Below are 24,826 nucleotides of genomic sequence, written 5' to 3'. Positions count from 1 at the left end.
CTCTCTTCCCCTTTTGATTCGGTTGCCCTGCGAGGGGCTTAGCTGAAGGAGCTGGTGGCGGGGTCGGGCGGGGGATGCGGGAGGCGTCCCCCGCCCGACCGGCGAGGTGTTAGTTGACGACGTCGTCCACGGACGGCGACTCGGACCGCGACAGGTTGATGCCGAGGTTCGCCGCCGCGCGTTCGAGGTCTTCGTCGTCGCCGTCGCGCATCTCGATCGCGGCGCCGTCCGAGGACAGCACCTCGACGTTGAGGCACAGCGACTGCAGCTCCTTGAGCAGCACCTTGAAGGACTCCGGGATGCCCGGCTCCGGGATGTTCTCGCCCTTGACGATGGCCTCGTAGACCTTCACGCGGCCGAGCACGTCGTCGGACTTGATGGTCAGCAGCTCCTGCAGCGTGTAGGCCGCGCCGTAGGCCTGCATCGCCCAGCACTCCATCTCACCGAAGCGCTGACCACCGAACTGCGCCTTACCACCGAGCGGCTGCTGGGTGATCATCGAGTACGGGCCGGTGGAGCGGGCGTGGATCTTGTCGTCCACCAGGTGCAGCAGCTTCAGGATGTACATGTAGCCGACCGACACCGGGAACGGGTAGGGCTCACCGCTGCGGCCGTCGAACAGCTGCGCCTTGCCGTTCTCCTTGACCATCCGCACGCCGTCGCGGTTGGGGATGGTGGAGCCCAGCAGACCGGTGATCTCGTCCTCGCGGGCGCCGTCGAAGACCGGGGTGGCGGTCTTCGTGCCCGGCTCGACCTCGTACAGCTCGGCGGGGAGGTTCTTCGCCCAGTCCGGGTCGCCGTTGATGCTCCAGCCCTGCTTGGCGATCCACCCGAGGTGGGTCTCCAGCACCTGGCCGATGTTCATACGACGCGGCACGCCGTGCGTGTTCAGCACGATGTCCACCGGGGTGCCGTCCTCCAGGAACGGCATGTCCTCGACGGGGAGGATCTTGCCGATGACGCCCTTGTTGCCGTGGCGGCCGGCGAGCTTGTCGCCGTCCTGGATCTTGCGCTTCTGGGCCACGTAGACGCGGACCAGCTCGTTCACGCCGGGGGGCAGCTCGTCGTCGTCCTCGCGGGAGAACACGCGGATGCCGATGACCTTGCCGTACTCGCCGTGCGGCACCTTCAGGGACGTGTCGCGCACCTCGCGGGCCTTCTCGCCGAAGATCGCGCGCAGCAGGCGCTCCTCCGGGGTCAGCTCGGTCTCGCCCTTGGGCGTGACCTTGCCGACCAGGATGTCGCCCGGCTGGACCTCGGCGCCGATGCGGATGATGCCCCGCTCGTCGAGGTCGGCCAGGACCTCCTCGGAGACGTTCGGGATGTCCCGGGTGATCTCCTCGGCGCCCAGCTTGGTGTCCCGCGCGTCGATCTCGTGCTCCTCGATGTGGATCGAGGTCAGGACGTCGTCCTGCACGAGGCGCTGCGACAGGATGATCGCGTCCTCGTAGTTGTGGCCCTCCCACGGCATGATCGCGACGAGCAGGTTCTTGCCCAGCGCCATCTCGCCGTTCTCGGTGCACGGCCCGTCGGCCAGGACCTGGCCCTCCTGCACCCGGTCGCCCTCGTTGACGATGGGCTTCTGGTTGATGCAGGTGCCCTGGTTGGAGCGGCGGAACTTGTGCAGGCCGTAGGTCTGCCGCGAGCCGTCGTCGGCCATGACCGTGACGTAGTCGGCGGAGATCTCCTCGACCACACCGGTCTTCTTGGCCACCACGACGTCACCGGCGTCGACCGCGGCGCGCAGCTCCATGCCGGTGCCGACCAGCGGCGACTCGGAGCGGAGCAGCGGCACGGCCTGGCGCTGCATGTTCGCGCCCATCAGGGCGCGGTTGGCGTCGTCGTGCTCGAGGAAGGGGATCATGGCGGTCGCCGCCGACACCATCTGGCGCGGGGAGACGTCCATGTAGTCGACGTCCTTGGGGTCGATCTGCTCGACCTCGCCGCCCTTCTTGCGGACCAGGACGCGGTCCTCGAGGAAGTTGCCCTCGTCGTCGATCTTGGCGTTGGCCTGCGCCTTGACGTAGCGGTCTTCCTCGTCCGCGGTCAGGTAGTCGATCTGGTCGGTGACCCGGCCGTCGACGACCTTGCGGTACGGCGTCTCGATGAAGCCGAACGGGTTGACCCGCCCGTAGGAGGACAGCGAGCCGATCAGACCGATGTTCGGGCCTTCCGGCGTCTCGATCGGGCACATGCGGCCGTAGTGCGACGGGTGGACGTCGCGGACCTCCATGCCGGCCCGCTCACGGGACAGACCACCGGGGCCCAGCGCCGACAGGCGACGCTTGTGGGTCAGGCCCGCCAGCGGGTTCGTCTGGTCCATGAACTGCGACAGCTGGGAGGTGCCGAAGAACTCCTTGATCGCCGCCACGACCGGGCGGATGTTGATCAGGGTCTGCGGCGTGATGGCCTCGACGTCCTGGGTCGTCATGCGCTCGCGCACGACGCGCTCCATGCGGGACAGGCCGACCCGGATCTGGTTCTGGATCAGCTCGCCGACGGTGCGCAGGCGGCGGTTGCCGAAGTGGTCGATGTCGTCGACCTCGACCGGCACCTCGGTCTCGCCGGGCTGCATGCTGGTCTCACCGGCGTGCAGGCGGACCAGGTACTCGATCGTCGTGACGATGTCGTCCTCGGTCAGGACGCCCGTGGCGATCGGGATGTCCAGGCCCAGCTTCTTGTTGACCTTGTAGCGGCCCACCTTGGCCAGGTCGTAGCGCTTGTCCTTGAAGAACAGGTTCTCCAGCAGCGCCTGCGCGGACTCCTTCGTCGGCGGCTCGCCCGGACGCAGCTTCCGGTAGATGTCGAGCAACGCCTCGTCGGTGCCGGCGGTGTGGTCCTTCTCCAGGGTGGTCAGCAGCGTCTCCGAGAAGGAGAACCGCTCCCGGATCTGCTCGGTCGTCCAGCCCAGGGCCTTGAGCAGCACCGTGACCGGCTGCCGGCGCTTGCGGTCGATGCGGACGCCGACGGTGTCGCGCTTGTCGACGTCGAACTCCAGCCAGGCACCCCGCGAAGGGATGATCTTGACGCTGAAGACGTCCTTGTCGGTCGTCTTGTCGATCGCGGTGTCGAAGTAGACACCGGGCGACCGGACGAGCTGGGACACGACGACCCGCTCGGTGCCGTTGATGATGAACGTGCCCTTGTCCGTCATCATCGGGAAGTCACCCATGAACACCGTCTGGCTCTTGATCTCGCCGGTGGTGTGGTTGGTGAACTCCGCCGTGACGAACAGCGGGGCCGCGTACGTCATGTCCTTGTCCTTGCACTCCTCGGTCGAGGCCTTGACCTCGTCGAAGCGCGGGTCGGAGAAGGAGAGCGACATCGAGCCGGAGAAGTCCTCGATGGGCGAGATCTCGTTCAGGACCTCTTCGAGGCCGCTGGTGGGGGTCTCGTCACCTTCGTCGACGCGGCGCTGGAACCACGCCTCGTCGCCGGTGAGCCATTCGAAGGACTGGATCTGGAGGTCCAGCAGGTTGGGCGTCTGAAGCGGCTCGTGGATCTTCGCGAACGAAACTCGCTTCGGCGCTCCGGGAATCCCCGACGTGGAGTTGGTCGCAGCAGTGGCCTTGGTCGCGCGAGAGATCGCCAAGATGCGTCCTTCCAGGGACAGGTAGCTGGCTAGCAGCGGACTAGCACGGCTGTCAAGGGTGCGGCGATGCCCGGCAATCCAGCTCTCGGCGAAGGGCAAACGGAAAGAGGGCAGCGCAAAGGGGCAGTCTAGCCACGCGCACGCCAACTGTCGAGAGGCACCTGGAAGGACCTTTCTCGTCGTCACCGACAGAGTGACCCCGCCGACGCCGTCAGTCAAGATGCCACGCGGCGATCACTCGCGTGGCGCAAGCGGTGTTCACGCCGCGTTACCGCGCTGACCTGCGGAATTACACGGGTGTGGCGCCCGGTGAACTGTTGGCTGGTCTTGTTCGCCCTTCGGGAAGGTCCGCCGATTCCGTTCAGTCACCGGCGCGAAAGTGTGGCGGAGATCACTGTACTACCCCGTTGCACAACGCGGTTTCGACCCCCGGCGAACCCGTTACCGATGATCATGAACCTACCGCACACGCTGAGCGACCGAACGACTACCCCCGCGACGCGCACGCGCGGAATTGTCGGTGGTGCGTGCGATCATGGAAGCGGGGGCCGGAGGCCGCGCCCACGCGTTTCGGCGGAGTGCGCGCGGGTACCAAGACGCGGTCGGCGAGAGGGACGGGGACGGGACGCGAGAGGTCGGCGAGCAGCGGGGCCGGCGGGTGCGAAGGGCAGGTGTCCGGCGTGGGCGGCGACCCGCGCCGGGCGACAACGGCAGCAGCGGGCCGTCGCCACCTCGCTCTCAGCACATCCCGCGCTTAACGCGGCCCAGCCCGGCCCCGCCCAGCCAGCCCGGCCGGCTTAGCCCGGCCTCGCCCAGCGCGGCCCCGCCCAACGCGGGCCGGCTCAACGCGGCCCCGCCCAGCCCGGCCCGGCTCAACGCGGCCCGGCTCAACGCGGCCCAAGCCCAGCCCAGCCCGGCCCGGCCCGGCCCGCGCGGCCCAGGCCAAGGACCGCCGCTACCGTGCGCGGTCGGTCAGTTGCACTTGGCCAGGGCTGCCGACTGGTCCGCCGCCGCGCCGAACATCTCCATGTTGTCGACCTTCCAGCGCCCGTCGACCTTCTGCGCGCCGGCCCGCATCATGGCGATGCCGCCGCCGCTCTGGTTGTCCGTCGTCCGGGTCGTGACCTGGTCCACGAACAGCAGCACGGTCGCCCGGTCGCCGTCCAGGCTGGTCACACCGGTCGACACGGCCTTCACCGTGACCACCAGCTTCTGCTCCGGCGCGAGCGTCTTCACGGGGCCGAAGATCGCGTTGTACTGGCACTTCGCCTTGCCGACCAGCAGCTCGTTCGCCGCCTTCTCGGTGGCGGCCACGTCCGCGAAGTTGTACGAGAACGACTTCTCGACCGCCTCCCGCACCTGGCCCGCGACCGCGGTGGTGCCGGCGCTGTCGACCAGGGCCTGGTTGTACTTCACCTGCCCGGCGCGCAGCTGGAACCACACGCCCAACCCCACCAGCACCGCCGCCACCAGCACCAGCACGATCGGCAGCACCAGGCCACCGTCCCGGGCGGGCCGGGCCCCGGCCTCGGCGTGCGACCGGGCGAAGGCCTGGGCGAAGTCGTCGGCCGAGGTCGGGACCGGTGCCCCGGAGCGCTTGCGGCCGGTCGGGCGGCGGCCGGGACGCGGTCCCGGGCCGTCCGCGGCGTCGGCGGCGGTCGAGCCGGCAGCACCCGAACGGCGGGCGGTAGAGCCCGCAGCGGCGGAGCGGGCAGCGGTCGAGCCGGTGGCGGCCGAGCCGGGACCGGCGGGGGCCTCCGGAGCGGAGCCCTCGGGGACCGCGTCCACGAAGGGCGACGGCTCGACGTCCTCGGCCGAGACCTGCGACTCCACCTGCGAGTCCGGGACCGGCGGCTGGTCGGCGCGCTTGCGCAGGCCGGCGACCTTCGGGCGGCCGGTCGGGGGCGACGGGACGGGGCGGCGGCGTGACGGGGGCACGAGTCGTTCCTAACTTCAGGCGCCACCGGGCGCGACCGGGCCGAGCGCGCTGAGCTTCCAGCCGGCGTCGGTGCGGGACAGGGCGGTCTGGTAGCGGTTGACCTTCTTGACCGGCTGGCCGCCCTCCGGCGTCACCGTCGTCTCGACCACGGCGATCACCCGGGCCTTGCCCGCGTGCCGGTCGAGGTCGGTGACGGCCGCGTCGAGGACCCGGCTCACCGTCACGGTCTTGGCGTCCTCGATCTGCTTCTTGCGGCTCGCGCGCCCGTTCTCGATCTCGGTGCGCAGGTCGCCGGTGGACGTCTCGACCCACCGGTTGAGGTCGTCGTCGACCTTCTTGTAGTCCAGGGTCGTGAAGTTCGCGATGCCGACCTGGCCCACCCGCAGCACCTCCTCCCGCTCGCGCGCGAAGGCCGCCGAGTCGTTGGTGGAGGCGTTCCACCAGGACACCCCGGCCCAGGTGGCGTAGCCGGCGGCGAGCACGACCAGCACGGCCGCGATCGGCAGGAAGAAACGTCGCACGATGTCCTCTCCGCTCAGCCCGGCAGCCCGAGCAGCTGTCCCAGGCTGGTCAGGACCACCGGCTCGCCCTGCTGCCCAGTCGGCTCCCGCCCCGGCTGGGACGTCTCGTCGCCCTTCGGAGTACCCGGGGTGCCACCGTACGGCGCATTCTGCGCGCCGCGCACGCTGGTCGCGCTACCGGGTGCCAGGGCGCAGTAGGCCCCGGCGTTGAGCCCCACGGGACTGGTGTCGGTGCCCTGCCGGATGCGGGTGCCCTCGTAGCCGACGGTGCACGGCGGCGGGTCGAAGACGTTGAGCGCGAGGCCGAAGTGGGCGCCGGTGCCGTCGCCCTTGGCCACGCTGAAGCCGCCGCCGACCGCGATCGGGTAGGTCACGGCGATCTGCTCCAGCCCGTCCAGCCTGGTCACCAGGATGTTGCCGGTGGTCAGCAGGTTGGCCAGGACCACGCCGAGGTTCGGCCCGGTCTCCCGCAGCAGCGCCGACAGCTGCTCGGCGGCCTGCGGCGAGATGCCGATGAGGGCGCGCAGGTCGGCGTCGCGGTTCTTCAGGGTCTCGGCCAGCGCCCGCAGGTCGCCGGAGAACGACCGGATCGAGCTGCCCTGGGACGCCTGCGTGGTCAGCACGACGAGGCCGTCGTTGATCAACGCCTTGGTCTGCGGCAGGTTCTGCGTGGCGGCCTCGGTGAACACGCGGGTGTTGTCCAGCAGCACCTGGAGGTCGGGCCCGGTGCCGTTGAACGCCTGGTCCAGCTCGTCCACGACGGTGCGCAGCGAGTCGGTCGGCACGGATTTGGCGAACGCGTCCAGGTTGGTCAGCAGCCCGTCCACCGGCGGCGGGGTCTTGGTCGCGCTGCGCGGGATGACCGAGCCGGCCGCCAGGTACGGGCCGTCCTCGCCGCGCGGGCGCAGGTCGACGAACTGCTCGCCGACCGCGGACCGGTTGGCGACCACGGCCTCCAGGTCGGCGGAGATGCGCGGCGCGTCGGGGTCGATGTCCAGGTCGACCTCGATGCCGTCGGCGGTCAGCCGCATCTGGCCGACCCGACCGACCGTCACGCCCCGGTAGGTGACCTCGGCGTTGGTGAACACGCCGCCGGAGTCGGCGAGCTGCATCTTCACCACGTACCCGGTCGCGCCGAACGCCCGGCCGAGGCCGACGTACCGCGCGCCCACGTAGCTCACGCCGACCAGCGCGATCAGCACGAACGCGATGATCTGGAGCCGGGTCCGGGCGGTCATCATCGCCGACCACCTCCGAGGAGTCCGCCGAGCACGTCACCGAGGCCGGTGGTGCCGCCCACACCGGGCAGGGGCAGGTTGGGCAGCGGCAGGGGCAGGGACGGCGCGTTGCCGTCCAGGCCGGGGAGGGTGGGCAGCGGGCTCTGCCGCGACCGGCCCAGGTTGTCCACGATCGTGCCCAGGTTCAGGTCGAGGTCGGCGTAGAGGTTGGTGTAGTCGCCCTTGATGCCGTCCATCGCCGAGTCCGGGAACGGGTAGGTCAGCAGCAGCTCGAACGCGTTGGGCAGGTTGGTGCCCGCCTCGACCAGCTTCTGCAGCGTCGGCTCCAGCGCCTTGAGGTCGGCGACGACGTCCGCCTTGGACTTGTCGATGGTGTCCACGGCGACGTCGGCCAGCGAGTCCAGCGACTGCAGCAGGGTCACCAGCTGGGTGCGCTGCTCGCTGAGCACCTTCAGGCCGGGCTCCAGCCCCTCCAGCACGCCGCCGATCTGGTCGCGCTGGGCGCTGAGCGTGCCCGCGAGCCGGTTCACGCCGTCCAGCGCGCGGGTGATCTCGGTCTTGTGCCCGTCCAGCTCGCCGACCAGCGTGTTCAGGTTGGTCAGCAGGGACTTGACCTCGGGCTCGTTGCCCTCCAGGGCCGCGCTGAGCTCCTTGCTGATGTTCTGGAGCTGGGCGATGCCACCGCCGTTGAGCAGCATGGACAGCGCGCCGAAGACCTCCTCGACCTCCGGGTTGCGGTTGGTCCGCTCCACCGGGATGGTCGCGCCGTCGGCCAGCGTGCCCTCCTCGCGGCCCTGCGCCGGCTTGGCCAGCTCCACGTACTTCTCGCCGAGCAGCGCGGACTGGCGCAGCTTGGCGATGGCGTTGGCGGGCAGCTTGACGTCCCCGTTGACCAGGACGGTCACCTCGGCGGTCCAGCCGTCGGCGGCCAGGTCGATGCGGTCGACGCGGCCCACGGGCACGTCGTTGACCTTCACGCCGGCCTGGGGCACGAGGTCCAGGACGTCCTTGAACTGCACCTTCACCGCGTACGGCCGGTCGCCCAGGTCGGCGCCGCCGGGCAGCGGCATGTTGTAGACGCCGTCGAACCCGCCCGACCCGCAGCCCGTCAGCAGCAGTGCGCCGGCCACGAAACCCACGATCTTCCTCATTGCGGCACCCCCGCGAGCGGCAGGGGCAGCGGCACCTTGCCCTGGGACATGTCGCTGAGCACCTCGGCCGGGGTCTTGAGCGGCACCGCGCCGGACAGGATCGGTTCGAGCTGCTTGCACGCCTGCGACAGCACCAGCGGCACCTTGCCCGGTTCGACGGACTGGATCAGCTTGCACACCAGCACGATCGGCGGCTGGTTGAGCTCGTTGAGGTCGGCGCGGACGTCGAGCGTGCCCGACGCCGCGTTGTAGGCGTTCTGGAGGTTGCCCAGGGCCAGCGGGGCGACGTCCAGGGTCTCGGCCAGCGCGGCCCGCTGGTCCACCAGCACCTGCGTGATGCCGGTCAGCTTGTCCACGTTGGTCTTGAGGATCGCCCGGTTGTCCCGGATGAACCCCTGCACCTGGCCCAGCGCGTTCGCCAGCTCGGTCAGCGCCGCGCCCAGGTTCTCGCGCTCGTCGGCGAGGAACCCGGCGACCTCGGCGAGCTGCCGGTTCAGGTCGCGCACCTGGCTGTCGTTGGCGGCCAGCATGCCGGTGAACTTCTGGAGGTTGTCGACCGTGCCGAACAGGTCGTCCTTCGAGCCGGACAGCGTGCGGGTGGCGTCGCCGAGCTGCTTGATGGTGTCGCCGAGCGCCTTGCCGTTGCCGTCGAGGTTCGCGGCGGCCGAGTCCAGCAGGTCCGACAGGGCGCCGTCCTTGTTGGCGCCGTTCGGGCCGAGCGCGGTGGTCAGCTTCTCCAGGCTCGCGTAGAGCTCGTCCAGCTCGACCGGGGTGGCGGTGCGCTCACGCGGGATGACCGCGCCGTCGCCCAGCGCCGGACCGGCCGTGTAGGCGGGGGCGAGCTGGACGTACCGGTCGCTGACCACGCTGGGCGCGACCACGACGGCCTGCGCGGTCGCCGGGACCTTGACCGTCCGGTCGATCGACATGGTGACCTTGACCAGCTTGCCCTGCGGTTCGACCTCGTCGATGGACCCGATCCGCACGCCCAGCACGCGCACGTCCGAGCCCGGGTACACGCCGACCGCCGCGCCGAACAACGCCGTCACCTTCCGGCTGTTCGCGCCGGCGAACGCCCACCACATGCCCACGGCGGCGACGAGCGCGAGCACGCACGCGATCGCGACCGCGCGGCCCAGGTCACGTCCGACCTTCGTCGTTGCCACGTCAGTTCCCCCTCTGCACGCCGGGGGGCAGGCAGCCCTCTTCGTTGAAGCCGACCACGCCGAGGTTCACCGACGGCGGCAGCAGGCCACAGATGTAGGAGTCGAACCAGCGGCCGTTGCCCAGGGTGTTGGCGAACACCCGGTAGAACGGGGCCATCAGCGCGAGGCTGCGGCTGAGCGTGTCCTGGTTGCGCTGGAGCATCGTGGACACCCGGTCCAGCTGCTCCAGGGCGGGCTTGAGCTGGGCGTTGTTGTCCGCGACCAGGCCGGTCAGCTCCTGGGACAGCTCACGGGTGCCGCTCAGCAGCGCGCCGATGGCGTCCCGGCGCTTGCGCAGCTCGCCCAGCAGCAGGTTGCCGTCCGCGAGCAGCTTCTCGAACTGCTCGTTGCGGTCGGCCAGGGTCTGCGTGACCTGCCGGGTGTTGGCCAGCAGCTTCGCCAGCTGCTCGTCGCGCGAGGAGATCGTCTTGGACAGCGCGGACAGGCCGTCCAGCGCGCCCCGGACGCTGTCCTTGGTGCCGTCGAGGGTCTCCGACAGGACCTGGAAGCTGTCCGCGAGCTGCTTGGTGTCGATCTGGCCGACCGTGGAGGCGAGGCCGTTGAACGCTTCCTGCACGTCGTAGGGCGCCAGGGTGCGCTCGCGCGGGATCGGCTTGCCCGGGTCCATCGGCTCGGACCCCTGCGGGTCCAGGGCCAGGAACTTCTGCCCCAGCAGCGTCTTGATCCGGATGACCGCGGTGGTCCGGTCGCCCACCCAGGCGTCCTTGACCTTGAACGACACCAGCACCTTGTCGCCGGCCAGCTCGACGTCGGTCACCTTGCCGACCTTGACGCCCGCGACCCGCACCTCGTTGCTCGGCACCAGACCCGCGGCCTCGCTGAACTCGGCCTGGTAGGTGGTGCCGCCGCCGATGATCGGCAGGTCGTCGGAGTAGAAGGCGGCGAGCAGCAGCAGCGCGATCACGGTCAGGCTGACCGCGCCGATGGTCACCGGATTCCGTTCGGGTTTCACCGGCGGCACCTCGGCTGTGTGACGGGCAGGGCGGTGATCGGGATCGGGTCGTTGATGATCGGCGGGACGGCGATCTGGCCCGTGCCCTCGCACAGGAAGAAGTTGAACCAGGAGCCGTAGGACGCGGTGCGCGCCATGCCCTCGATCTTGGCCGGCAGCCGCTGGATGACGCCCTCGACCACGGCTTCGTTGTCGGCCAGCGTCTGGGACACCACGCCCAGGCGGGCGATGTCGTTCTTCAGCGGCTCACGGGCCTCGTTGAGCAGGCCCGCAGTGGTGCCGGTCAGGTCGCCGAGCGCGGAGATCGCCTCGCCGATGGGCTGCCGGTCCCCCGCCAGGCCCGTGGTCAGCTCCTGGAGGGTCGAGACGAGCGTCGAGACCTGGTCCGTACGGCTGTTCACGGTGTCCAGAACGGTGTTCAAGTTGGTGATGACCTCGCCGATCACCTTGTCCCGGCTCGCCAGGGTCGAGGTCAGCGACGCGGTGTGCCGCAACAGGCTGTCGATCGTGCCGCCCTCGCCCTGGAGGACCTGGATGATCTCGTTCGACAGCTTGTTGACGTCGTCCGGGTTGAGCGCCTGGAACAGCGGCTTGAAGCCGTTGAACAGCACGGTCAGGTCCAGCGCGGGCTTGGTGCGCTCCAGCGGGATCACGTCGCCGGGCTTGAGCGGGGACGCGTCACCCACGCCGTGCTCCAGCGCGATGTACCGCTGGCCGACCAGGTTGCGGTACTTGATGGTCGCGGTCGCCGAGGACGGCAGCCGGCGCTCGCCCTCCAGCGAGAACTCGACCTCCGCCAGCCGCCGGTCCACCACCCGGATGTCCTGCACCTGACCCACCCGGACGCCCGCGATGCGGATGTCGTCGCCCTCGTTCAGGGCGGTGACGTCGGTGAACCGGGCCGTGTAGGTGGTGGCGGCGCTGAAGTTGACGTTCGCGATGGTCACGGCCAGCAGCGCGGTCGCCAGGACCGTGACGGCGGCGAAGATGGCCAGCTTGATCAGGGGTGCGGCGAGCGACCTCACACCGTCACCTCCGCTCCCCGGTACAGCGGCCCCAGCAGCAGGGCCGTGAAGCTGGGCATCTCCGACTTCTGGAACCCGAACTGCGGCGCCAGCAGGGCCGCGAGGAAGTCCATCTCCTGCGGCGAGTTCGCGAGGCTCGGGGCGTCGACCACGGACGAGACCACGGTGCCGTCCGGGTTGATCTGGCCCGTGTTGGGCGGCAGCGTGCCGTCGGTCGCGTTGCGCGCGGGCGGCGGGGACGTCGAGCCGTCCTTCACCGGGCCCTCCGGCGGGTACTGGGGGAACGGGTCGGGCCGGGGCACGATGTCGTAGCAGCGGGGGCCGCGCTTGTCGGCGTACTCCGGGTCGTCCTTGCCCGGCTCGTACTTGCCGCGGTTGGCGGTGATCTCCAGCGTGATGTGCAGGCCCGGCTCGTTGGTGCCCTTGCCGAACACCTGGTCCATGATCGGCTTGAACTCGGTCAGGCCCTTGAGCAGGCACGGGTACTCGGGCGCGTACTTGGCCAGCAGCTCCAGCGTCGGCCGGGACACGTCGGCGAGCTGGATCAGGTTGTTCCGGTTCACCGTGATGAAGCTGTTCAGGTCCACGCTCGTGGTCGTCAGCGTGCCGTACATGGCCAGCAGCTTGTCCCGCTGGTCGACCAGCGTGCGGCTGGTGACCGTGGCGTCGGACAAGGCCTGCACCAGGTCGGGCGCGGCGTCGGCGTAGACGTCGGAGACCTCGGCCAGCTTGCTGATGCCCTGCTTGATCGCGGGCAGCTGCGGGTTGAGCTCGCCCAGGTAGCCGTCGAGCTGGACCAGGGTCTGGCCGAGCTGCTTGCCCCGGTTGTCCAGGGCCTGCGAGACGGCGGTCAGCGTGGTGGCCAGCTTCTCCGGCTGCACCGCCTGGAGCACGGGCAGGAGGTCGTCCAGCACCCGCTCCAGCTCGATCGCGCTGCTGGACCGGTCCTGCTCGATGACGTCGCCCTGGTCGAGGTGGTTGCCGAGGTCGGGCTGCTTGGGCACGACCAGGTTCACGTACCGCTCGCCGAACAGCGTCTTGGGCAGCAGGCGCGCCGAGACGTTGCCGGGGATGTTGGCGACCTGGTCGGGGTGCAGCGCCAGTTCCAGCACGGCGCCGTCGCCCTCGGTGCGGATGTCGGAGACCTCGCCGACGATCAGCCCGCGCACCTTCACGTCCGAGGCGAGCTGGAGCTGGTTGCCGACCCGGTCGGTCTTCAGCGTCACCTTGACGACCTTGGTGAAGGCGTCGTTGTACAGCGCGACGGTGAGGCTGAGGAACAGGGCGATCACCGCGAGGAAGACGACGCCCAGGAGCCTGCGGGTGATCATCCGGCGATCCTCACCGTGGTCGTCGTGCCCCAGATGGCCATGCTCAGGAAGAAGTCCAGCAGGCTCGTCGTGACGATCGCGGTGCGCACCGCGCGGCCGACCGCGACACCCACGCCCGCCGGGCCGCCGGACGCCCGGTAGCCGTAGTAGCAGTGCGTCAGGATGATGACGACCGAGAAGACGAGGACCTTGCCGAACGACCAGAGCACGTCGATCGGGGGTAGGAACAGGTTGAAGTAGTGGTCATACGTGCCTGCTGACTGCCCATATAGCTCGACCGTGATGAGCCGCGCCGCCAGGTAGGACGTCAGCAGGCCGATCACGTAGAGCGGGATGATCGCGATGAAGCCCGCGATGATCCGGGTCGTCACCAGGAACGGCATGCTCGGGATGCCCATGACCTCCAGCGCGTCGATCTCCTCGGAGATCCGCATCGCGCCGAGCTGGGCGGTGAAGCCCGAGCCGACCGTGGCGCTCAGCGCGAGACCGGCCACCAGCGGCGCGATCTCGCGGGTGTTGAAGTAGGCCGACACGAAGCCCGCGAACGCCGACGTGCCGATCTGGTTCAGGGCCGCGAAGCCCTGGAGGCCGACGACCGTGCCGGTGAACACCGACAGGCCGACCATCACGCCGATGGTGCCGCCGATGACCGCCAGCGCGCCCGAGCCGAAGCTGACCTCGGCCAGCAGCCGGAGCGTCTCGCGCAGGTAGCGGTGCAGCGTGCGCGGCGCCCACGCCAGGGCGCGCAGGTAGAACCACAGCTGGTCGCCGAACGTGTCCAGCATGTTCAGCGGCGCGTTGGCGGCCTTGCGCGCGCGGTTGCCGATCGTGGCCATCTCAGCTCCCCTTCGCCGGGACGACCTGGAGGTAGATCGTGGTGAGGACGAAGTTCACGAAGAACAGCAGCAGGAACGTGATGACCACGGCCTGGTTCACCGCGTCGCCCACGCCCTTCGGACCGCCCGCCGGGTTCAGGCCCCGGTAGGCCGCGACGATGCCCGCGATGAAGCCGAAGATCAACGCCTTGATCTCGGAGATCCACAGGTCCGGCAGCTGCGCCAGGGCGCTGAAGCTCGCCAGGTACGCGCCGGGCGTGCCGTCCTGGAGGATCACGTTGAAGAAGTAGCCGCCCATCACGCCGACGACGCTGACCATGCCGTTGAGCAGGACGCTGACCAGCATCGCGGCCAGCACCCGCGGCACGACCAGGCGCTGGATCGGCGAGACGCCCAGCACCTCCATCGCGTCGATCTCCTCGCGGATCTTGCGCGAGCCCAGGTCCGCGCAGATCGCACTGCCGCCCGCACCCGCGATGAGCAGGGCCGTCACGATCGGGCTGGCCTGCTGGATGATCGCCAGCACGCTGGCCGCGCCGGTGAACGACTGGGCGCCGATCTGGCGGGTCAGCGAGCCCAGTTGGAGCGCGATGACCGCGCCGAACGGGATCGAGACCAGCGCGGTGGGCAGCACGGTCACGCTGACCACGAACCAGCACTGCTGGATGAACTCGCGCAGCTGGAACGGGCGGCGGAACGTGTTGCGGACGACGTCGATGCCGAGCGCGAACAGCCGGCCCGTCTCCCGCAGGGCACCCGCGCCGGGGAAGGTCGCGGGGCTGCTCACAGCACGCCTCCCTGCCGGGGCCACGGACTGGGTGCCGGCCGGTTGGCCACCGTCGTCTCGGGCAGCGACGCCCCCGGCACGGTCGTCTGGCTGGAGGTCGCCAGCACCCGGTAGTGGCGCTGCTCCTCGGGCGTGAGGCTCGCGATGATGCCCTGCTGCGCCTCCGGCGGCAGCGTGTGGATGATGCTCATGACCCGGTCCTTGCGGCGGCGCACGGCGGTGCGCGGGGGCAGGCCGGGGGTCGGTTCGAGCTGCGGGACCACGCCGCGCACGTCCTCGTCCGGGGAGCCGTCGGAGTGGCCCGCGTCCCGGTGGGCGAGCTCGGCGGCCATCGTGGCCTGGTCCTTCTCCTCGGACATGCCGATCGGACCGATGCGGCGGCCGTTGAGGAACTGCTCCACCACGGGTTCGTCGCTGGTCAGCAGCACCTCGCGGGGGCCGAACATGACCAGTTCACGGCGGAACAGCATGCCCAGGTTGTCCGGGACCGTGCGAGCGACGGTGATGTTGTGCGTGACGATCAGGATCGTCGCGTCGATCTGGGAGTTCAGGTCGATGAGGAGCTGGCTCAGGTAGGCGGTGCGGACCGGGTCCAGACCGGAGTCCGGCTCGTCGCACAGGATGATCTCCGGGTCCAGCACCAGGGCGCGGGCGAGGCCGGCGCGCTTGCGCATACCGCCGGAGATCTCACCGGGCAGCTTCTTCTCCGCGCCGACGAGGCCGACCATCTCCATCTTCTCGAGCACGATCCGCCGGACCTCGGCCTCGGTCTTGCGGGTGTGCTCGCGCAGCGGGAAGGCCACGTTGTCGAACAGGTTCATCGAGCCGAACAGCGCGCCGTCCTGGAACAGGACGCCGAACAGCTTCCGGATCTCGTAGAGCTTGTGCTCGGAGCACCGCACCAGGTCGGTGCCGTTGATCATGATCCGGCCCTTTTCGGGCTTGAGCAGCCCGACCAGGGACTTGAGGAAGACGGACTTGCCCGTTCCGGAGGGACCCAGCATCACGCTGACCTCGCCGGGCGGCAGGGTGAGCGTGACGTCCCGCCAGATGGTCTGCTTGCCGAAGGACTTGGTCAGGCCTTCGACGACCACCTCGACGCCCATCGCACCTCCAGGTCACCGGCCACAACGCCACAGCGGACCCGCGCAGCAGGTCGCCATACCCGTGCAACGAGCCCGTCGCGTCGTGGTTACTCCCCAGTTGGGTTAGCGGCGGTCACGGAAACGTAACGTTCGCTGTGATCTCCGTTTCGCCCGTTTCACCCAATCCAGCAGTCACAGGTACCTGAACTTCTCACACGTTCGGCCACCGCCACCAGCCCCCGTGCGGGCATGCCAGACATGCGAACGAGCGGGCGGGCATGCGACAGGGCGGGCACCCCGTACTCGGAGTACCCGCCCTGTCGCGCGTTCAGCTTTCAGGCGCCGACCCACCGGGGTGACCGGCGGGCCGCTCGGCTCACTTGAGCGAGATCTTGGCGCCCGCGGCCTCGAGCTTCTCCTTGGCGGCGTCGGCGACGTCCTTCGCCACGTTCTCCAGCAGCGGCTTCGGAGCGGACTCGACCAGCTCCTTGGCCTCCTTCAGGCCCAGGCCCGAGACGACCTCGCGGACGACCTTGATGACCTGGATCTTCTTGTCACCGGCGGACTCGAGGACGACGGTGAACTCGTCCTTCTCCTCCTCGGCCGGGGCAGCGGCGGCGGCCGGGCCGGCGGCGGCAACGGCGACCGGAGCGGCGGCGGTGACCTCGAAGGTCTCCTCGAACTGCTTCACGAACGCCGACAGCTCCAGGAGGGTCATCTCCTTGAACGCGTCGAGCAGCTCGTCGGTGCTGAGCTTCGCCATGATCGGCGGTCCTTTCTAATTCAACGCCCGAACTGGACGCGATGTGTCGGGTTGATCAGCTTTCGGCCGGAGCCTCGGCGTCGGCGGCGGGAGCCTCCGAAGCCTTCTTCTCCTGCAGGGCAGCGGCCAGGCGAGCGACCTGGGAAGCCGGGGCGTTGAACAGACCCGCGGCCTTGGCCAGGTTGCCCTTCATCGCGCCCGCCAGCTTGGCGAGCAGCACCTCACGGGTCTCGAGGTCCGCGATCGCGGTGACCTCGTCGACCGAGAGGGGGCGGCCGTCCATGAAGCCGCCCTTGATGACCAGGGCCTTGTTGTCCTTCGCGAAGTCGCGCAGCGCCTTGGCCGCGTCGACCGGCTCGCCTTCGACAAAGGCGATGGCGGTCGGACCGACGAGCAGGTCTTCCAGACCCTCGACGCCCGCGTCCTGAGCGGCACGCTTGACCAGCGTGTTCTTCGCAACGGTGTACGTGGTGCCCGCGCCGAGAGCGCGACGCAGCGTGGTGAGCTGCGCCATGGAGAGGCCACGGTACTCGGTGACGACAGCGGCCGAGCTGCCACGGAACTTGTCCGTGAGCTCGGCGACGGCCGAAACCTTGCTGGGCTTCGCCATGATCGCCTCCTCTCTGGGCTTCGGTGAGCCGCCGGCCGTGCCGAAGAGGAGGCATGAAAAACGCCCCGGTGCACAGCAGCACGGGGCGGAAGAGACGCGGTTGAACGCGCCTGTTGCTGACCTCGTCCTCCTGCGCGGGCCGTTCGCCAAGCGAACCCTTCGTCCCCGCGCCGCGAGGGCGTGGGAAGACCAGCGGTCTTTGGTGGAACCGTCGACCAGCGTACGGGATGTGTCCCGGAGCCACCAAATCGGCATGATGTGACCCGTGACCGAAGAGCCCCCGCGGAACCCGCCGCCGCCCCCGGACATCGACCCGGAACAACTCCGGCAGTTCCAGGAGTTCCAACGGTTCCAGGAGTTCCAACGCTTCCAACAAGCCCAGGGCACCACCCCCGCCCTCCCCCCAGGCACCCCTCCACCCCCACCCCCACCACCCGCCGCACCCCCGCGCAAGCCGCTGTGGCAGGTGGTGGTGCGCAGCAAGCTCTTCCGACGCCTGGTGTACCTGGTAGTGGTCCTACTACTGCTGTCGTACGCCTACGACCGACTGTTCGAGAGCGACTCGGCTGAGCGCGCGCCCGTGGAGAACCCCGGCGGCGTCACCGGCAACAAGCTCACGTCGGAGTCGCCCACCGCGACGCTCTCCATGCTGTACGACAGCGTCGAGTACAACCGCAGGACGGACGGCTGCGACCTGTTCGTGGACGACGCCCTCAAGCAGAAGTTCGCGAAGGCGTTCGAGAGCGCGAGCTGCGCCGATGCCATCACCAAGCTCAACGGCCAGATCACCGACAAGGCCGGGTACGCCTCGGGGCCGATCTACCCGCGAGAGATGCTGCGCACGTCCACCAGCGACACCTTCGTCATCAGCTCGTGCGAGATCGAGGTCAAGGGCGGGCCTCGGCTCGGGAAGTTCACCCTCAAGCGGAGCGGCGGCTACTGGATCATCAGCGGCTACGAGGCCGAGCCGGCTGACTGCGGCCGATGACCACAGGCAGGTGAGGGCAAGCGAAAAGCCCCTCGGCACGCGGGGTGCCGAGGGGCTTTCGTCAGCTACAGCGCGAAGCCGGGTCAGGCGGTGGCTTCGTCGCTCAGCAGGTTGCGGGTGCGGTTCGGGTCGACCGGGATGCCCGGGCCCATCGTCGTGGAGACGGTGACCTTCTTCAGGTAGCGGCCCTTTGCGGCGGACGGCTTGGCACGCAGGATCTCGTCCAGCGCCGCGGCGTAGTTCTCGACCAGCTTCTCCGGCTCGAACGACGCCTTGCCGATGACGATGTGCAGGTTGGCCTGCTTGTCCACGCGGAAGTTGATCTTGCCGCCCTTGATGTCCGTCACGGCCTTCGCCACGTCGGGCGTCACGGTGCCGGTCTTCGGGTTCGGCATCAGGCCGCGCGGGCCGAGGATGCGGGCGATGCGGCCGACCTTGGCCATCTGGTCCGGCGTCGCGATCGCGGCGTCGAAGTCGAGCCAGCCACCCTGGATGCGCTCGATCAGGTCCTCGCTGCCGACCGCGTCCGCACCGGCGGCGGTGGCCTCGGCGGCCTTGTCGCCGGTCGCGAAGACGATCACGCGGGCGGTCTTGCCCGTACCGTGCGGCAGGTTCACGGTGCCGCGGACCATCTGGTCGGCCTTGCGGGGGTCGACGCCGAGCCGGATGGCGACCTCGACGGTCGCGTCCAGCTTGACCTTGGACGTCTCCTTGGCGAGCTTCGCGGCCTCCAGCGGCGAGTACAGCCGCTCCCGGTCGACGAGCTCAGCCGCGGCCTTGTACGCCTTGCTGCGCTTCATGCTGCTGTCCTTAACAGTGGATCAGTTGTGGTGCGAGCCAGCGCCTGGCTCTCCCACGGGGAACTAGCGAAAGAGAGGGTCAGCCTTCGACCGTGATGCCCATGGAGCGGGCGGTGCCGGCGATGATCTTCGCCGCCTGGTCCACGTCGTTGGCGTTGAGGTCGACCATCTTGGTCTGCGCGATCTCGCGCACCTGGTCCATGGTCACCTTGGCGACCTTGGTGCGGTGCGGCTCGCCCGAGCCCTTCTCCACGCCCGCGGCCTTCAGCAGCAGCTTCGCGGCCGGCGGCGTCTTGAGCTTGAAGTCGAACGAGCGGTCTTCGTACACGGAGATCTCGACCGGCACCACGGTGCCGCGCTGCGACTCGGTCGCGGCGTTGTACTGCTTGCAGAACTCCATGATGTTGACGCCGTGCTGACCCAGCGCGGGGCCGACGGGCGGCGCGGGGTTCGCGGCCCCGGCCTTGATCTGCAGCTTGATGATCGCTGCGAGCTTCTTCTTCTTGGGTGGCATCTCAGTGCTTCCTGTTATTGCGGTGTCCGCGCGCGGCCCTGCCAGCCGCAGCGTGGCTGCCGACGCCCCGGAGGGCGGCGGATCAGATCTTGGAGACCTGGCTGAACGACAGCTCGACCGGAGTCTCGCGGCCGAAGATCGACACCAGGACCTTCAGCTTCTGGCCGTCCGCGTTGACCTCGCTGATCGTGGCGGGCAGCGTGGCGAACGGGCCGTCCATGACGGTGACCGACTCGCCGACCTCGAAGTCCACCTCGACCGCGGTCTTGGCGGGCGCGGAAGCGGCCTTCTTGCCCGCGGCCGGCTTCTGCTCGACCTGGGGCAGCAGGAACTTCAGCACCTCGTCCAGGGTCAGCGGCGACGGCTTGGAGGTCGCGCCGACGAAGCCGGTCACGCCCGGCGTGTTGCGCACCGCGCTCCACGAGGCGTCGTTGAGCTCCATCCGGACCAGGATGTAGCCGGGCAGCACCTTGCGCTGCACCTGCTTGCGCTGGCCGTTCTTGATCTCGGTGACTTCCTCGGTCGGCACCTCGACCTGGAAGATGTAGTCCTCCATGTCGAGGGTCTGGATGCGCGTCTCGAGGTTGGTCTTGACCTTGTTCTCGTACCCGGCGTACGAGTGCACGACGTACCAGTCGCCGGGCGCGTTGCGCAGGGCTTCGCGCATCTCGGCGGCCGGGTCGGCGGGCTCGGCGTCGATGTCGACGACCTCGGCGGCCGGCTCGACGTCGGCGGCTTCGCCCGCGGACTCGTCGGACTCGTCGATCTCGTCGGACTCGGTGGCGTCGTCGGCGTCGTCAGCGGACTCCGCGGTGTCCTCCGTCGCCTCGTCCTGCTCGACGTCCTCGACATCACCGTCGAAGTCCTGCTCGTCGGTCAGGTCGGTCAGCTCCTGGGCGTCAACGCCGTTCTCGGAGGTCACTGTGGGTCTCGCTTCCTTTCATCCACGTGTTCGCCACCGCCACCCCGGGCGGGGAGGCGTCGGCTCAGCCGAACACCTTGAACACGCCCCAGGCGAAGGCCGAGTCAAGGCCGAACACCAACGCCACCATGAAGGCCACGAAGACCAACACGACCGAGGTGTAGGTGATCATCTGCTTGCGGGTCGGCCAGATGACCTTCCGCAGTTCGCTGACCACCTCACGGATGTAGCGGACGATCCGGGCGAAGAAGCCCGCCCGCTTCTCCTGGTCGCCCCGAGCGCGAGTGGGACGGCCCTTGCGGTCCGCGGCCTCCGAGTCGGACTCGGCCGACTTCTTGGCCTCGGACGGCGCGGCGGAGTCCTTGCGGCCCGCCGGGCGCGCGGTACCGCGGCGCTCGCGGCGTGCTGCGGCGGTGACCGGCCGGGCCGCGCTCTCGCGCTCTTCCGGCTGGTCCTGCTCGCGGCCCTCGCTCATGCCGTCCTCCGCTCACCATCGCGCTTCGACGCAGGGGCGACAGGACTTGAACCTGCAACCTGCGGTTTTGGAGACCGCTGCTCTGCCAGTTGAGCTACACCCCTTCGGGGTCCCCCGAGGGGAACCCGCTGGCTGAGGACGTCTTGCACCCTCCTCACGTGGCCCGTGAGGCAGCGGCTGGACGTTCCCGGTGTCGAAGCATACGGCACAACCGGCCCGTACTCCCAACCGGCCCGGTCAGAGGGGGTGCCGGGCACCAAGTCGGTTGTGCGGTCTGCCACGATTGGGGCCATGGCCTCACCTGAGACGACCTCCGCGCCCGGCACCCCCGACTTCCCCCGGATCTCGAAGCGGATCGGCGGCATCGCCGAGTCCGCCACCCTCGCGGTGGATGCGAAGGCGAAGGCGCTCAAGGCGGCCGGTCGACCGGTGATCGGCTTCGGCGCGGGCGAGCCGGACTTCCCGACCCCGGAGGCCATCGTCGCCGCTGCCGCCGCCGCGTGCGCCGACCCCCGCAACCACCGCTACACCCCCGCCGCCGGCCTGCCGGAGCTGCGGGAAGCCGTAGCCGCGAAGACCAAGCGGGACTCCGGCTACGAGGTGACCGCGGCCCAGGTGCTGATCACCAACGGCGGCAAGCAGGCGGTGTACCAAGCGTTTGCGACCATCGTGGACCCGGGTGACGAGGTCCTGCTGCCCGCCCCGTACTGGACCACCTACCCGGAGGCGATCACGCTCGCCGGCGGCGTCCCGGTGCAGGTCACGGCCGACGAGAGCACCGACTACCTGGTGACCGTCGAGCAGCTGGAGGCGGCCCGGACCCCGAAGACCAAGGTCCTGCTGCTGTGCTCGCCGTCCAACCCGACCGGCTCGGTGTACAGCCGCGAGCAGATCACCGCGATCGGCGAGTGGGCGCTCGAGCACGGCCTGTGGGTGATCACCGACGAGATCTACGAGCACCTGCTCTACGAGGGCGCCGAGACGGTGTCCCTGCCGGTCGCGGTGCCCGCGATGGCGGACCGGACGATCGTGCTCAACGGCGTGGCCAAGACCTACGCGATGACCGGCTGGCGGGTGGGCTGGCTGATCGGCCCGACCGACGTGGTGAAGGCCGCCGCGAACCTCCAGTCCCACCTGACGTCCAACGTGGCGAACGTCTCGCAGCGCGCCGCGCTGGAGGCGGTGTCCGGCTCGCTGGACGCGGTCGACGAGATGCGCAAGGCCTTCGACCGGCGGCGCCGGACCATCGTGGACATGCTGTCGGCGATCCCGGGCGTGGAGTGCCCGACCCCGAAGGGCGCGTTCTACGTGTACCCGTCGGTGAAGGCGCTGATCGGCAAGACCCTGCGCGGCACGGAGATCACCGACACCGTGCAGCTCGCGGCCCTGATCCTGGAGCACGCCGAGGTCGCGGTCGTGCCGGGTGAGGCGTTCGGCACGCCGGGCTACCTGCGCCTGTCCTACGCCCTGGGCGACGACGACCTGAAGACCGGCGTCACGCGCATGGCCGACCTGCTGGGCGAGATCGAGCTGTAAGTCCGCACGTCACGCAAGCTCGCGAAAGGCGTCCCGACCGGGGCGCCTTTCGTCGTTCCCGAAGGGCTTGGCGCCGGTTCGGCCACGATTCGGTCACGAGCAGTATCTGTGGTGGAAGTCACTCGATGGTCCCGGCGTCTCAGTACGCCAGACCCGAGGGAGTGACCCGTGGCCCACGCCCAGCACCCGACCCGACCGCGCCGTCGGTGGACCGTTCTCGTCGTCGTGGTCGCGGTGGGGCTCTTAGCCGGCTCGGCGTGGTTGGCGTTGTTCCCGGACGAGCCGGAGCCGTTGGACGACCTCGACCGCCACGCCGCCGGCGAGTCCACGGTGGTCTACGAGATCACCGGTGACGCCAAGACCGCCGACGTCCGGTACTCCACCTACAGCGACGGGGACAGCGCCACCGAGCAGGAGCGGGCCGCCGTGCTGCCGTGGTCGAAGGTGGTCAAGGCGAAGGGGGTGCTCAGCGCGGGCACGCTCACCGCGATGGCGGGTGCGGACGGTGGCACGGTGACCTGTCGGATCACGGTCGACGGCGTGGAGCGCAAGACCGCGTCCGCCACCGGCCCGTTCGCGCTGGCCGACTGCAACTCCAACGGGTGAATGGAGTAACTCACAGTAGAAAGTGGGCGATGATCCGTTCAGAGCAACCGATCTTCACCCGAGGAGACCAACGATGACGGAGCCGGACCTACCGGAGTCCGACCAGCCCGCCCGGAAGTGGGTCGTGATCGCCGGATCGGCGGTGCTCGTGCTGGGCGCCCTGGTCCTCGCGCTCTGGGTGGCGAGACCGGAGCACCGGTCCGTCGTCGTGTACGAGGTGTCCGGTGAGGCCGCGCGCGCCACGGTCGTGTACTCGACGTTCGCCGAGGAGGGCGCGGGGACCCGTGAGGTGGAGCTGACCGCGTTCCCGTGGCGGGCGGAGCTGTCCGCGCCGGGCGAGGTGCGGGACGGGGTGCTCGCGGTGACGGTCGGGCCGGAAGGCGGCTCGGTGGGCTGCAAGGTCAGCGTGGATGGCGTGGAGCGCCGCTCGGCCACCGCCAGCGGCCCCCGCACGACCGCCCTCTGCAGCGGCTTCTGAGCGCCGGTGAGGAGCCGTCGGGAGGTCGGCTCCTCACCGAAGCGCTACGGCAGGCGCACGCGGGCCGAAGCGCCGCCCAGGACGCCCTTGCCCTCGAACGTGGCCGTCACGTTGACCTTGAAGGTGCCGTCATCCAGCACCTTGGCGACCTTGCCGGTCACCTCCACCACGGCGCCCTCGTCGTCGTCGGGCACCGGCACGGGACGGCCGAAGCGCACCCCGTACTCGACCACCGCGCCCGGGTCGCCCGTCCAGTCGGTCACGACGCGGATCGCCATGCCCATGGTCAGCATCCCGTGCGCGATCACGCCCGGCAGCCCCACGGCCGTCGCGAACCGCTCGCTCCAGTGGATCGGGTTGAAGTCCCCCGACGCGCCCGCGTACCGGACCAGGTCGGCCCGGGTGATGCGCAGCGTCAGCGGCGGCAGTTCGGTGCCGACGACCACGTCCGAAGCCTTGAGACTCACGCGTCCTCCCCGCGGACCACGAGCGTGCAGCGCCCGGTGCAGACGTGCTCGCCCTCGTCGGTGCTCACCTCGGCGCGCAGCGCCAGCATGTCGTTGCCCATCCGGGACGTGATGCCGTCCACGTGCAGCTCGACCACCAGGCGGTCGCCGGCGGTGATCGGGCGGGTGTGGGTGAAGGTCTGGTCGCCGTGCACCACGCGGCTGTAGTCCAGGCCCAGCTCGGGGTCCTCGACCAGGACGTCGTTGGCCTTCAGCGACACGATGATCGCGAACGTGGGCGGTGCGATGACGTCCTTGTACCCGGCCGCGCGGGCCGCCTCGGGGTCGCGGTGCACCGGGCTCGTCGCGCCGACCGCGTCGGCGAACTCGCGGATCTTCTCGCGTCCCACCTCGTAGGGCGGTGACGGCGGGTACGAACGTCCGATGAACGACTGGTCGAGAGGCACCGGAGCAGGTTACGCGACGAGGCCCGCCCCCTCGGTGAAGGGACGGGCCTCGTGGACGACTGCGGGAAGCCTCAGCGGGTTTCCTTGTGCGGCCGGTGCGTCTTGCAGTTCGGGCAGAACTTCTTGATCTCCAGGCGGTCCGGGTCGTTGCGCCGGTTCTTCCTGGTGATGTAGTTCCGGTGCTTGCACTCCTCGCACGCGAGGGTGATCTTCGGGCGTACGTCGGTTGCAGCCACGGTCCTTGCCTTTCTAGAGCACACCAGCCCCGGGGCTCCAGTGCGGGCTTACCGCCTGGCGGGGATCGGACTAACGAGTAGCGGTGGCCGGACTTGAACCGGCGACACAGCGATTATGAGCCGCTTGCTCTACCAACTGAGCTACACCGCTTAGCACGACTGTTGGCCGCGCATGCGCTTGCACCGCGGCCTAGTCGTGGAGCCCCTTTACGGAATCGAACCGTAGACCTTCTCCTTACCATGGAGACGCTCTGCCGACTGAGCTAAAGGGGCTTGCTCTTTCGTTCTTGCGGAGCGAGGAG

Annotated in this window: 25 protein-coding genes and 3 tRNA genes; 4 read left to right on the top strand and 24 right to left on the bottom strand. The window is 69.5% G+C overall.

Translation table 11 applies throughout. The features are described 5' to 3' along the window. Positions 1 to 109: 109 nt before the first annotated feature. From rpoB to rplJ, 14 genes are all read right to left on the bottom strand, one after another. Positions 110 to 3,592 (bottom strand): DNA-directed RNA polymerase subunit beta, encoded by a 3,483-nt coding sequence (gene rpoB, locus DFJ66_RS26580; protein WP_121224874.1) that lies wholly within the window; start codon positions 3,590 to 3,592, stop codon positions 110 to 112. A 972-nt stretch (positions 3,593 to 4,564) separates the two neighbouring features. Next, entirely contained in the window at positions 4,565 to 5,530 is a 966-nt protein-coding gene (locus DFJ66_RS26570) for a hypothetical protein (RefSeq protein WP_121224872.1), read from the bottom strand. A gap of 15 nt (positions 5,531 to 5,545) precedes the next feature. Continuing rightward, complete coding sequence (locus tag DFJ66_RS26565) at positions 5,546 to 6,052, bottom strand: hypothetical protein (RefSeq protein WP_121224870.1); 507 nt, start codon at positions 6,050 to 6,052, stop codon at positions 5,546 to 5,548. A gap of 14 nt (positions 6,053 to 6,066) precedes the next feature. After that, a complete protein-coding gene (locus tag DFJ66_RS26560) occupies positions 6,067 to 7,293 on the bottom strand; it encodes an MCE family protein (RefSeq protein ID WP_121224868.1) in 1,227 nt (408 codons plus the stop codon). Then, complete coding sequence (locus tag DFJ66_RS26555) at positions 7,290 to 8,441, bottom strand: MCE family protein (RefSeq protein ID WP_121224866.1); 1,152 nt, start codon at positions 8,439 to 8,441, stop codon at positions 7,290 to 7,292. The genes DFJ66_RS26560 and DFJ66_RS26555 overlap by 4 nt, the downstream gene beginning before the upstream one ends. After that, positions 8,438 to 9,607 (bottom strand): MCE family protein, encoded by a 1,170-nt coding sequence (locus tag DFJ66_RS26550; protein WP_121224864.1) that lies wholly within the window; start codon positions 9,605 to 9,607, stop codon positions 8,438 to 8,440. The genes DFJ66_RS26555 and DFJ66_RS26550 overlap by 4 nt, the downstream gene beginning before the upstream one ends. 1 nt (position 9,608) lies before the next feature. Next, positions 9,609 to 10,619: an MCE family protein gene (locus DFJ66_RS26545; RefSeq protein ID WP_121224862.1), complete on the bottom strand. Its 1,011-nt coding sequence runs from the start codon at positions 10,617 to 10,619 to the stop codon at positions 9,609 to 9,611. Next, a complete protein-coding gene (locus DFJ66_RS26540; RefSeq protein ID WP_121224860.1) occupies positions 10,616 to 11,644 on the bottom strand; it encodes an MCE family protein in 1,029 nt (342 codons plus the stop codon). Before DFJ66_RS26540 ends, DFJ66_RS26545 begins: the two co-directional genes overlap by 4 nt. Then, the gene (locus DFJ66_RS26535; RefSeq protein ID WP_121224858.1) at positions 11,641 to 12,975 is read right to left on the bottom strand and encodes an MCE family protein; all 1,335 of its coding nucleotides are present in this window, start codon (positions 12,973 to 12,975) and stop codon (positions 11,641 to 11,643) included. Before DFJ66_RS26535 ends, DFJ66_RS26540 begins: the two co-directional genes overlap by 4 nt. Continuing rightward, the gene (locus DFJ66_RS26530; protein ID WP_121224856.1) at positions 12,972 to 13,811 is read right to left on the bottom strand and encodes an MlaE family ABC transporter permease; all 840 of its coding nucleotides are present in this window, start codon (positions 13,809 to 13,811) and stop codon (positions 12,972 to 12,974) included. The genes DFJ66_RS26535 and DFJ66_RS26530 overlap by 4 nt, the downstream gene beginning before the upstream one ends. Before the next feature lies 1 nt (position 13,812). Further along, the gene (locus DFJ66_RS26525) at positions 13,813 to 14,598 is read right to left on the bottom strand and encodes an MlaE family ABC transporter permease (protein WP_121224854.1); all 786 of its coding nucleotides are present in this window, start codon (positions 14,596 to 14,598) and stop codon (positions 13,813 to 13,815) included. Beyond that, on the bottom strand, positions 14,595 to 15,704 hold the full coding sequence (locus tag DFJ66_RS26520; RefSeq protein ID WP_121224852.1) for an ABC transporter ATP-binding protein: 1,110 nt from the start codon (positions 15,702 to 15,704) through the stop codon (positions 14,595 to 14,597). Before DFJ66_RS26520 ends, DFJ66_RS26525 begins: the two co-directional genes overlap by 4 nt. A 355-nt stretch (positions 15,705 to 16,059) precedes the next feature. Further along, positions 16,060 to 16,446, bottom strand: coding sequence for a 50S ribosomal protein L7/L12 (gene rplL, locus DFJ66_RS26515; RefSeq protein ID WP_121224850.1), 387 nt, complete (start codon positions 16,444 to 16,446; stop codon positions 16,060 to 16,062). 55 nt (positions 16,447 to 16,501) lie between these two features. After that, positions 16,502 to 17,056, bottom strand: a complete 555-nt coding sequence (gene rplJ, locus DFJ66_RS26510) for a 50S ribosomal protein L10 (protein ID WP_121224848.1) — start codon at positions 17,054 to 17,056, stop codon at positions 16,502 to 16,504. Between the two features lie 265 nt (positions 17,057 to 17,321). Here rplJ and DFJ66_RS26505 point away from each other — a divergent pair, with 265 nt between their 5' ends. Continuing rightward, on the top strand, positions 17,322 to 18,044 hold the full coding sequence (locus DFJ66_RS26505; protein WP_121224846.1) for a hypothetical protein: 723 nt from the start codon (positions 17,322 to 17,324) through the stop codon (positions 18,042 to 18,044). A gap of 83 nt (positions 18,045 to 18,127) precedes the next feature. Here the strand turns inward: DFJ66_RS26505 and rplA are convergent, their stop codons facing one another. The 5 genes from rplA to DFJ66_RS26480 form a co-directional block, all read right to left on the bottom strand. After that, the gene (gene rplA / locus DFJ66_RS26500; protein WP_121224844.1) at positions 18,128 to 18,844 is read right to left on the bottom strand and encodes a 50S ribosomal protein L1; all 717 of its coding nucleotides are present in this window, start codon (positions 18,842 to 18,844) and stop codon (positions 18,128 to 18,130) included. A gap of 79 nt (positions 18,845 to 18,923) precedes the next feature. After that, positions 18,924 to 19,358 carry a 50S ribosomal protein L11 gene (gene rplK / locus DFJ66_RS26495; protein WP_121224842.1) on the bottom strand — a complete coding sequence of 145 codons (435 nt, stop codon included), beginning with the start codon at positions 19,356 to 19,358 and terminating at the stop codon, positions 18,924 to 18,926. Between the two features lie 82 nt (positions 19,359 to 19,440). Then, positions 19,441 to 20,280 (bottom strand): transcription termination/antitermination protein NusG, encoded by an 840-nt coding sequence (gene nusG, locus DFJ66_RS26490; RefSeq protein ID WP_121224840.1) that lies wholly within the window; start codon positions 20,278 to 20,280, stop codon positions 19,441 to 19,443. A gap of 64 nt (positions 20,281 to 20,344) precedes the next feature. Next, positions 20,345 to 20,755 carry a preprotein translocase subunit SecE gene (gene secE / locus DFJ66_RS26485; RefSeq protein WP_121224838.1) on the bottom strand — a complete coding sequence of 137 codons (411 nt, stop codon included), beginning with the start codon at positions 20,753 to 20,755 and terminating at the stop codon, positions 20,345 to 20,347. Between the two features lie 31 nt (positions 20,756 to 20,786). Continuing rightward, positions 20,787 to 20,859 (bottom strand) — tRNA-Trp (locus DFJ66_RS26480). 187 nt (positions 20,860 to 21,046) lie between these two features. On the opposite strand from DFJ66_RS26480, the gene DFJ66_RS26475 reads away from it, so the two are divergent. The 3 genes from DFJ66_RS26475 (at position 21,047) to DFJ66_RS26465 (ending at position 23,375) form a co-directional block, all read left to right on the top strand. Beyond that, complete coding sequence (locus tag DFJ66_RS26475; protein WP_121224836.1) at positions 21,047 to 22,291, top strand: pyridoxal phosphate-dependent aminotransferase; 1,245 nt, start codon at positions 21,047 to 21,049, stop codon at positions 22,289 to 22,291. A 168-nt stretch (positions 22,292 to 22,459) separates the two neighbouring features. After that, a complete protein-coding gene (locus tag DFJ66_RS26470; protein ID WP_121224834.1) occupies positions 22,460 to 22,897 on the top strand; it encodes an MmpS family transport accessory protein in 438 nt (145 codons plus the stop codon). A 73-nt stretch (positions 22,898 to 22,970) separates the two neighbouring features. Continuing rightward, a complete protein-coding gene (locus DFJ66_RS26465; RefSeq protein ID WP_121224832.1) occupies positions 22,971 to 23,375 on the top strand; it encodes an MmpS family transport accessory protein in 405 nt (134 codons plus the stop codon). Positions 23,376 to 23,419: 44 nt separating this feature from the next. Here the strand turns inward: DFJ66_RS26465 and DFJ66_RS26460 are convergent, their stop codons facing one another. The 5 genes from DFJ66_RS26460 to DFJ66_RS26440 form a co-directional block, all read right to left on the bottom strand. Beyond that, on the bottom strand, positions 23,420 to 23,842 hold the full coding sequence (locus tag DFJ66_RS26460) for a MaoC family dehydratase (protein ID WP_121224830.1): 423 nt from the start codon (positions 23,840 to 23,842) through the stop codon (positions 23,420 to 23,422). Then, positions 23,839 to 24,288 (bottom strand): MaoC family dehydratase N-terminal domain-containing protein, encoded by a 450-nt coding sequence (locus DFJ66_RS26455; RefSeq protein ID WP_121224828.1) that lies wholly within the window; start codon positions 24,286 to 24,288, stop codon positions 23,839 to 23,841. The genes DFJ66_RS26460 and DFJ66_RS26455 overlap by 4 nt, the downstream gene beginning before the upstream one ends. A 71-nt stretch (positions 24,289 to 24,359) precedes the next feature. Next, on the bottom strand, positions 24,360 to 24,524 hold the full coding sequence (gene rpmG, locus DFJ66_RS26450; RefSeq protein WP_121224826.1) for a 50S ribosomal protein L33: 165 nt from the start codon (positions 24,522 to 24,524) through the stop codon (positions 24,360 to 24,362). A gap of 78 nt (positions 24,525 to 24,602) precedes the next feature. Continuing rightward, positions 24,603 to 24,675: transfer RNA gene (locus DFJ66_RS26445), tRNA-Met, on the bottom strand. Positions 24,676 to 24,721: 46 nt separating this feature from the next. Next, positions 24,722 to 24,797, bottom strand: a tRNA-Thr gene (locus DFJ66_RS26440). Positions 24,798 to 24,826: the final 29 nt, after the last annotated feature.

The sequence above is a fragment of the Saccharothrix variisporea genome (genome assembly GCF_003634995.1).
Classification (GTDB): domain Bacteria; phylum Actinomycetota; class Actinomycetes; order Mycobacteriales; family Pseudonocardiaceae; genus Actinosynnema; species Actinosynnema variisporeum.
Note: the sequence above shows the minus strand (reverse complement) of the source record. Positions and strands in the feature narration are given on the sequence as shown.

What these genes read in the sequence shown, in the direction of transcription:
- DFJ66_RS26560 (WP_121224868.1), bottom strand. Translation starts at nt 7,293, where the DNA reads ATGATGACCGCCCGGACCCGGCTCCAGATCATCGCGTTCGTGCTGATC.
- DFJ66_RS26555 (WP_121224866.1), bottom strand. Translation starts at nt 8,441, where the DNA reads ATGAGGAAGATCGTGGGTTTCGTGGCCGGCGCACTGCTGCTGACGGGC.
- DFJ66_RS26535 (WP_121224858.1), bottom strand. Translation starts at nt 12,975, where the DNA reads ATGATCACCCGCAGGCTCCTGGGCGTCGTCTTCCTCGCGGTGATCGCC.
- DFJ66_RS26530 (WP_121224856.1), bottom strand. Translation starts at nt 13,811, where the DNA reads ATGGCCACGATCGGCAACCGCGCGCGCAAGGCCGCCAACGCGCCGCTG.
- DFJ66_RS26520 (WP_121224852.1), bottom strand. Translation starts at nt 15,704, where the DNA reads ATGGGCGTCGAGGTGGTCGTCGAAGGCCTGACCAAGTCCTTCGGCAAG.
- rplL (WP_121224850.1), bottom strand. Translation starts at nt 16,446, where the DNA reads ATGGCGAAGCTCAGCACCGACGAGCTGCTCGACGCGTTCAAGGAGATG.
- rplJ (WP_121224848.1), bottom strand. Translation starts at nt 17,056, where the DNA reads ATGGCGAAGCCCAGCAAGGTTTCGGCCGTCGCCGAGCTCACGGACAAG.
- rplA (WP_121224844.1), bottom strand. Translation starts at nt 18,844, where the DNA reads ATGAAGCGCAGCAAGGCGTACAAGGCCGCGGCTGAGCTCGTCGACCGG.
- rplK (WP_121224842.1), bottom strand. Translation starts at nt 19,358, where the DNA reads ATGCCACCCAAGAAGAAGAAGCTCGCAGCGATCATCAAGCTGCAGATC.
- secE (WP_121224838.1), bottom strand. Translation starts at nt 20,755, where the DNA reads ATGAGCGAGGGCCGCGAGCAGGACCAGCCGGAAGAGCGCGAGAGCGCG.
- DFJ66_RS26475 (WP_121224836.1), top strand. Translation starts at nt 21,047, where the DNA reads ATGGCCTCACCTGAGACGACCTCCGCGCCCGGCACCCCCGACTTCCCC.
- DFJ66_RS26465 (WP_121224832.1), top strand. Translation starts at nt 22,971, where the DNA reads ATGACGGAGCCGGACCTACCGGAGTCCGACCAGCCCGCCCGGAAGTGG.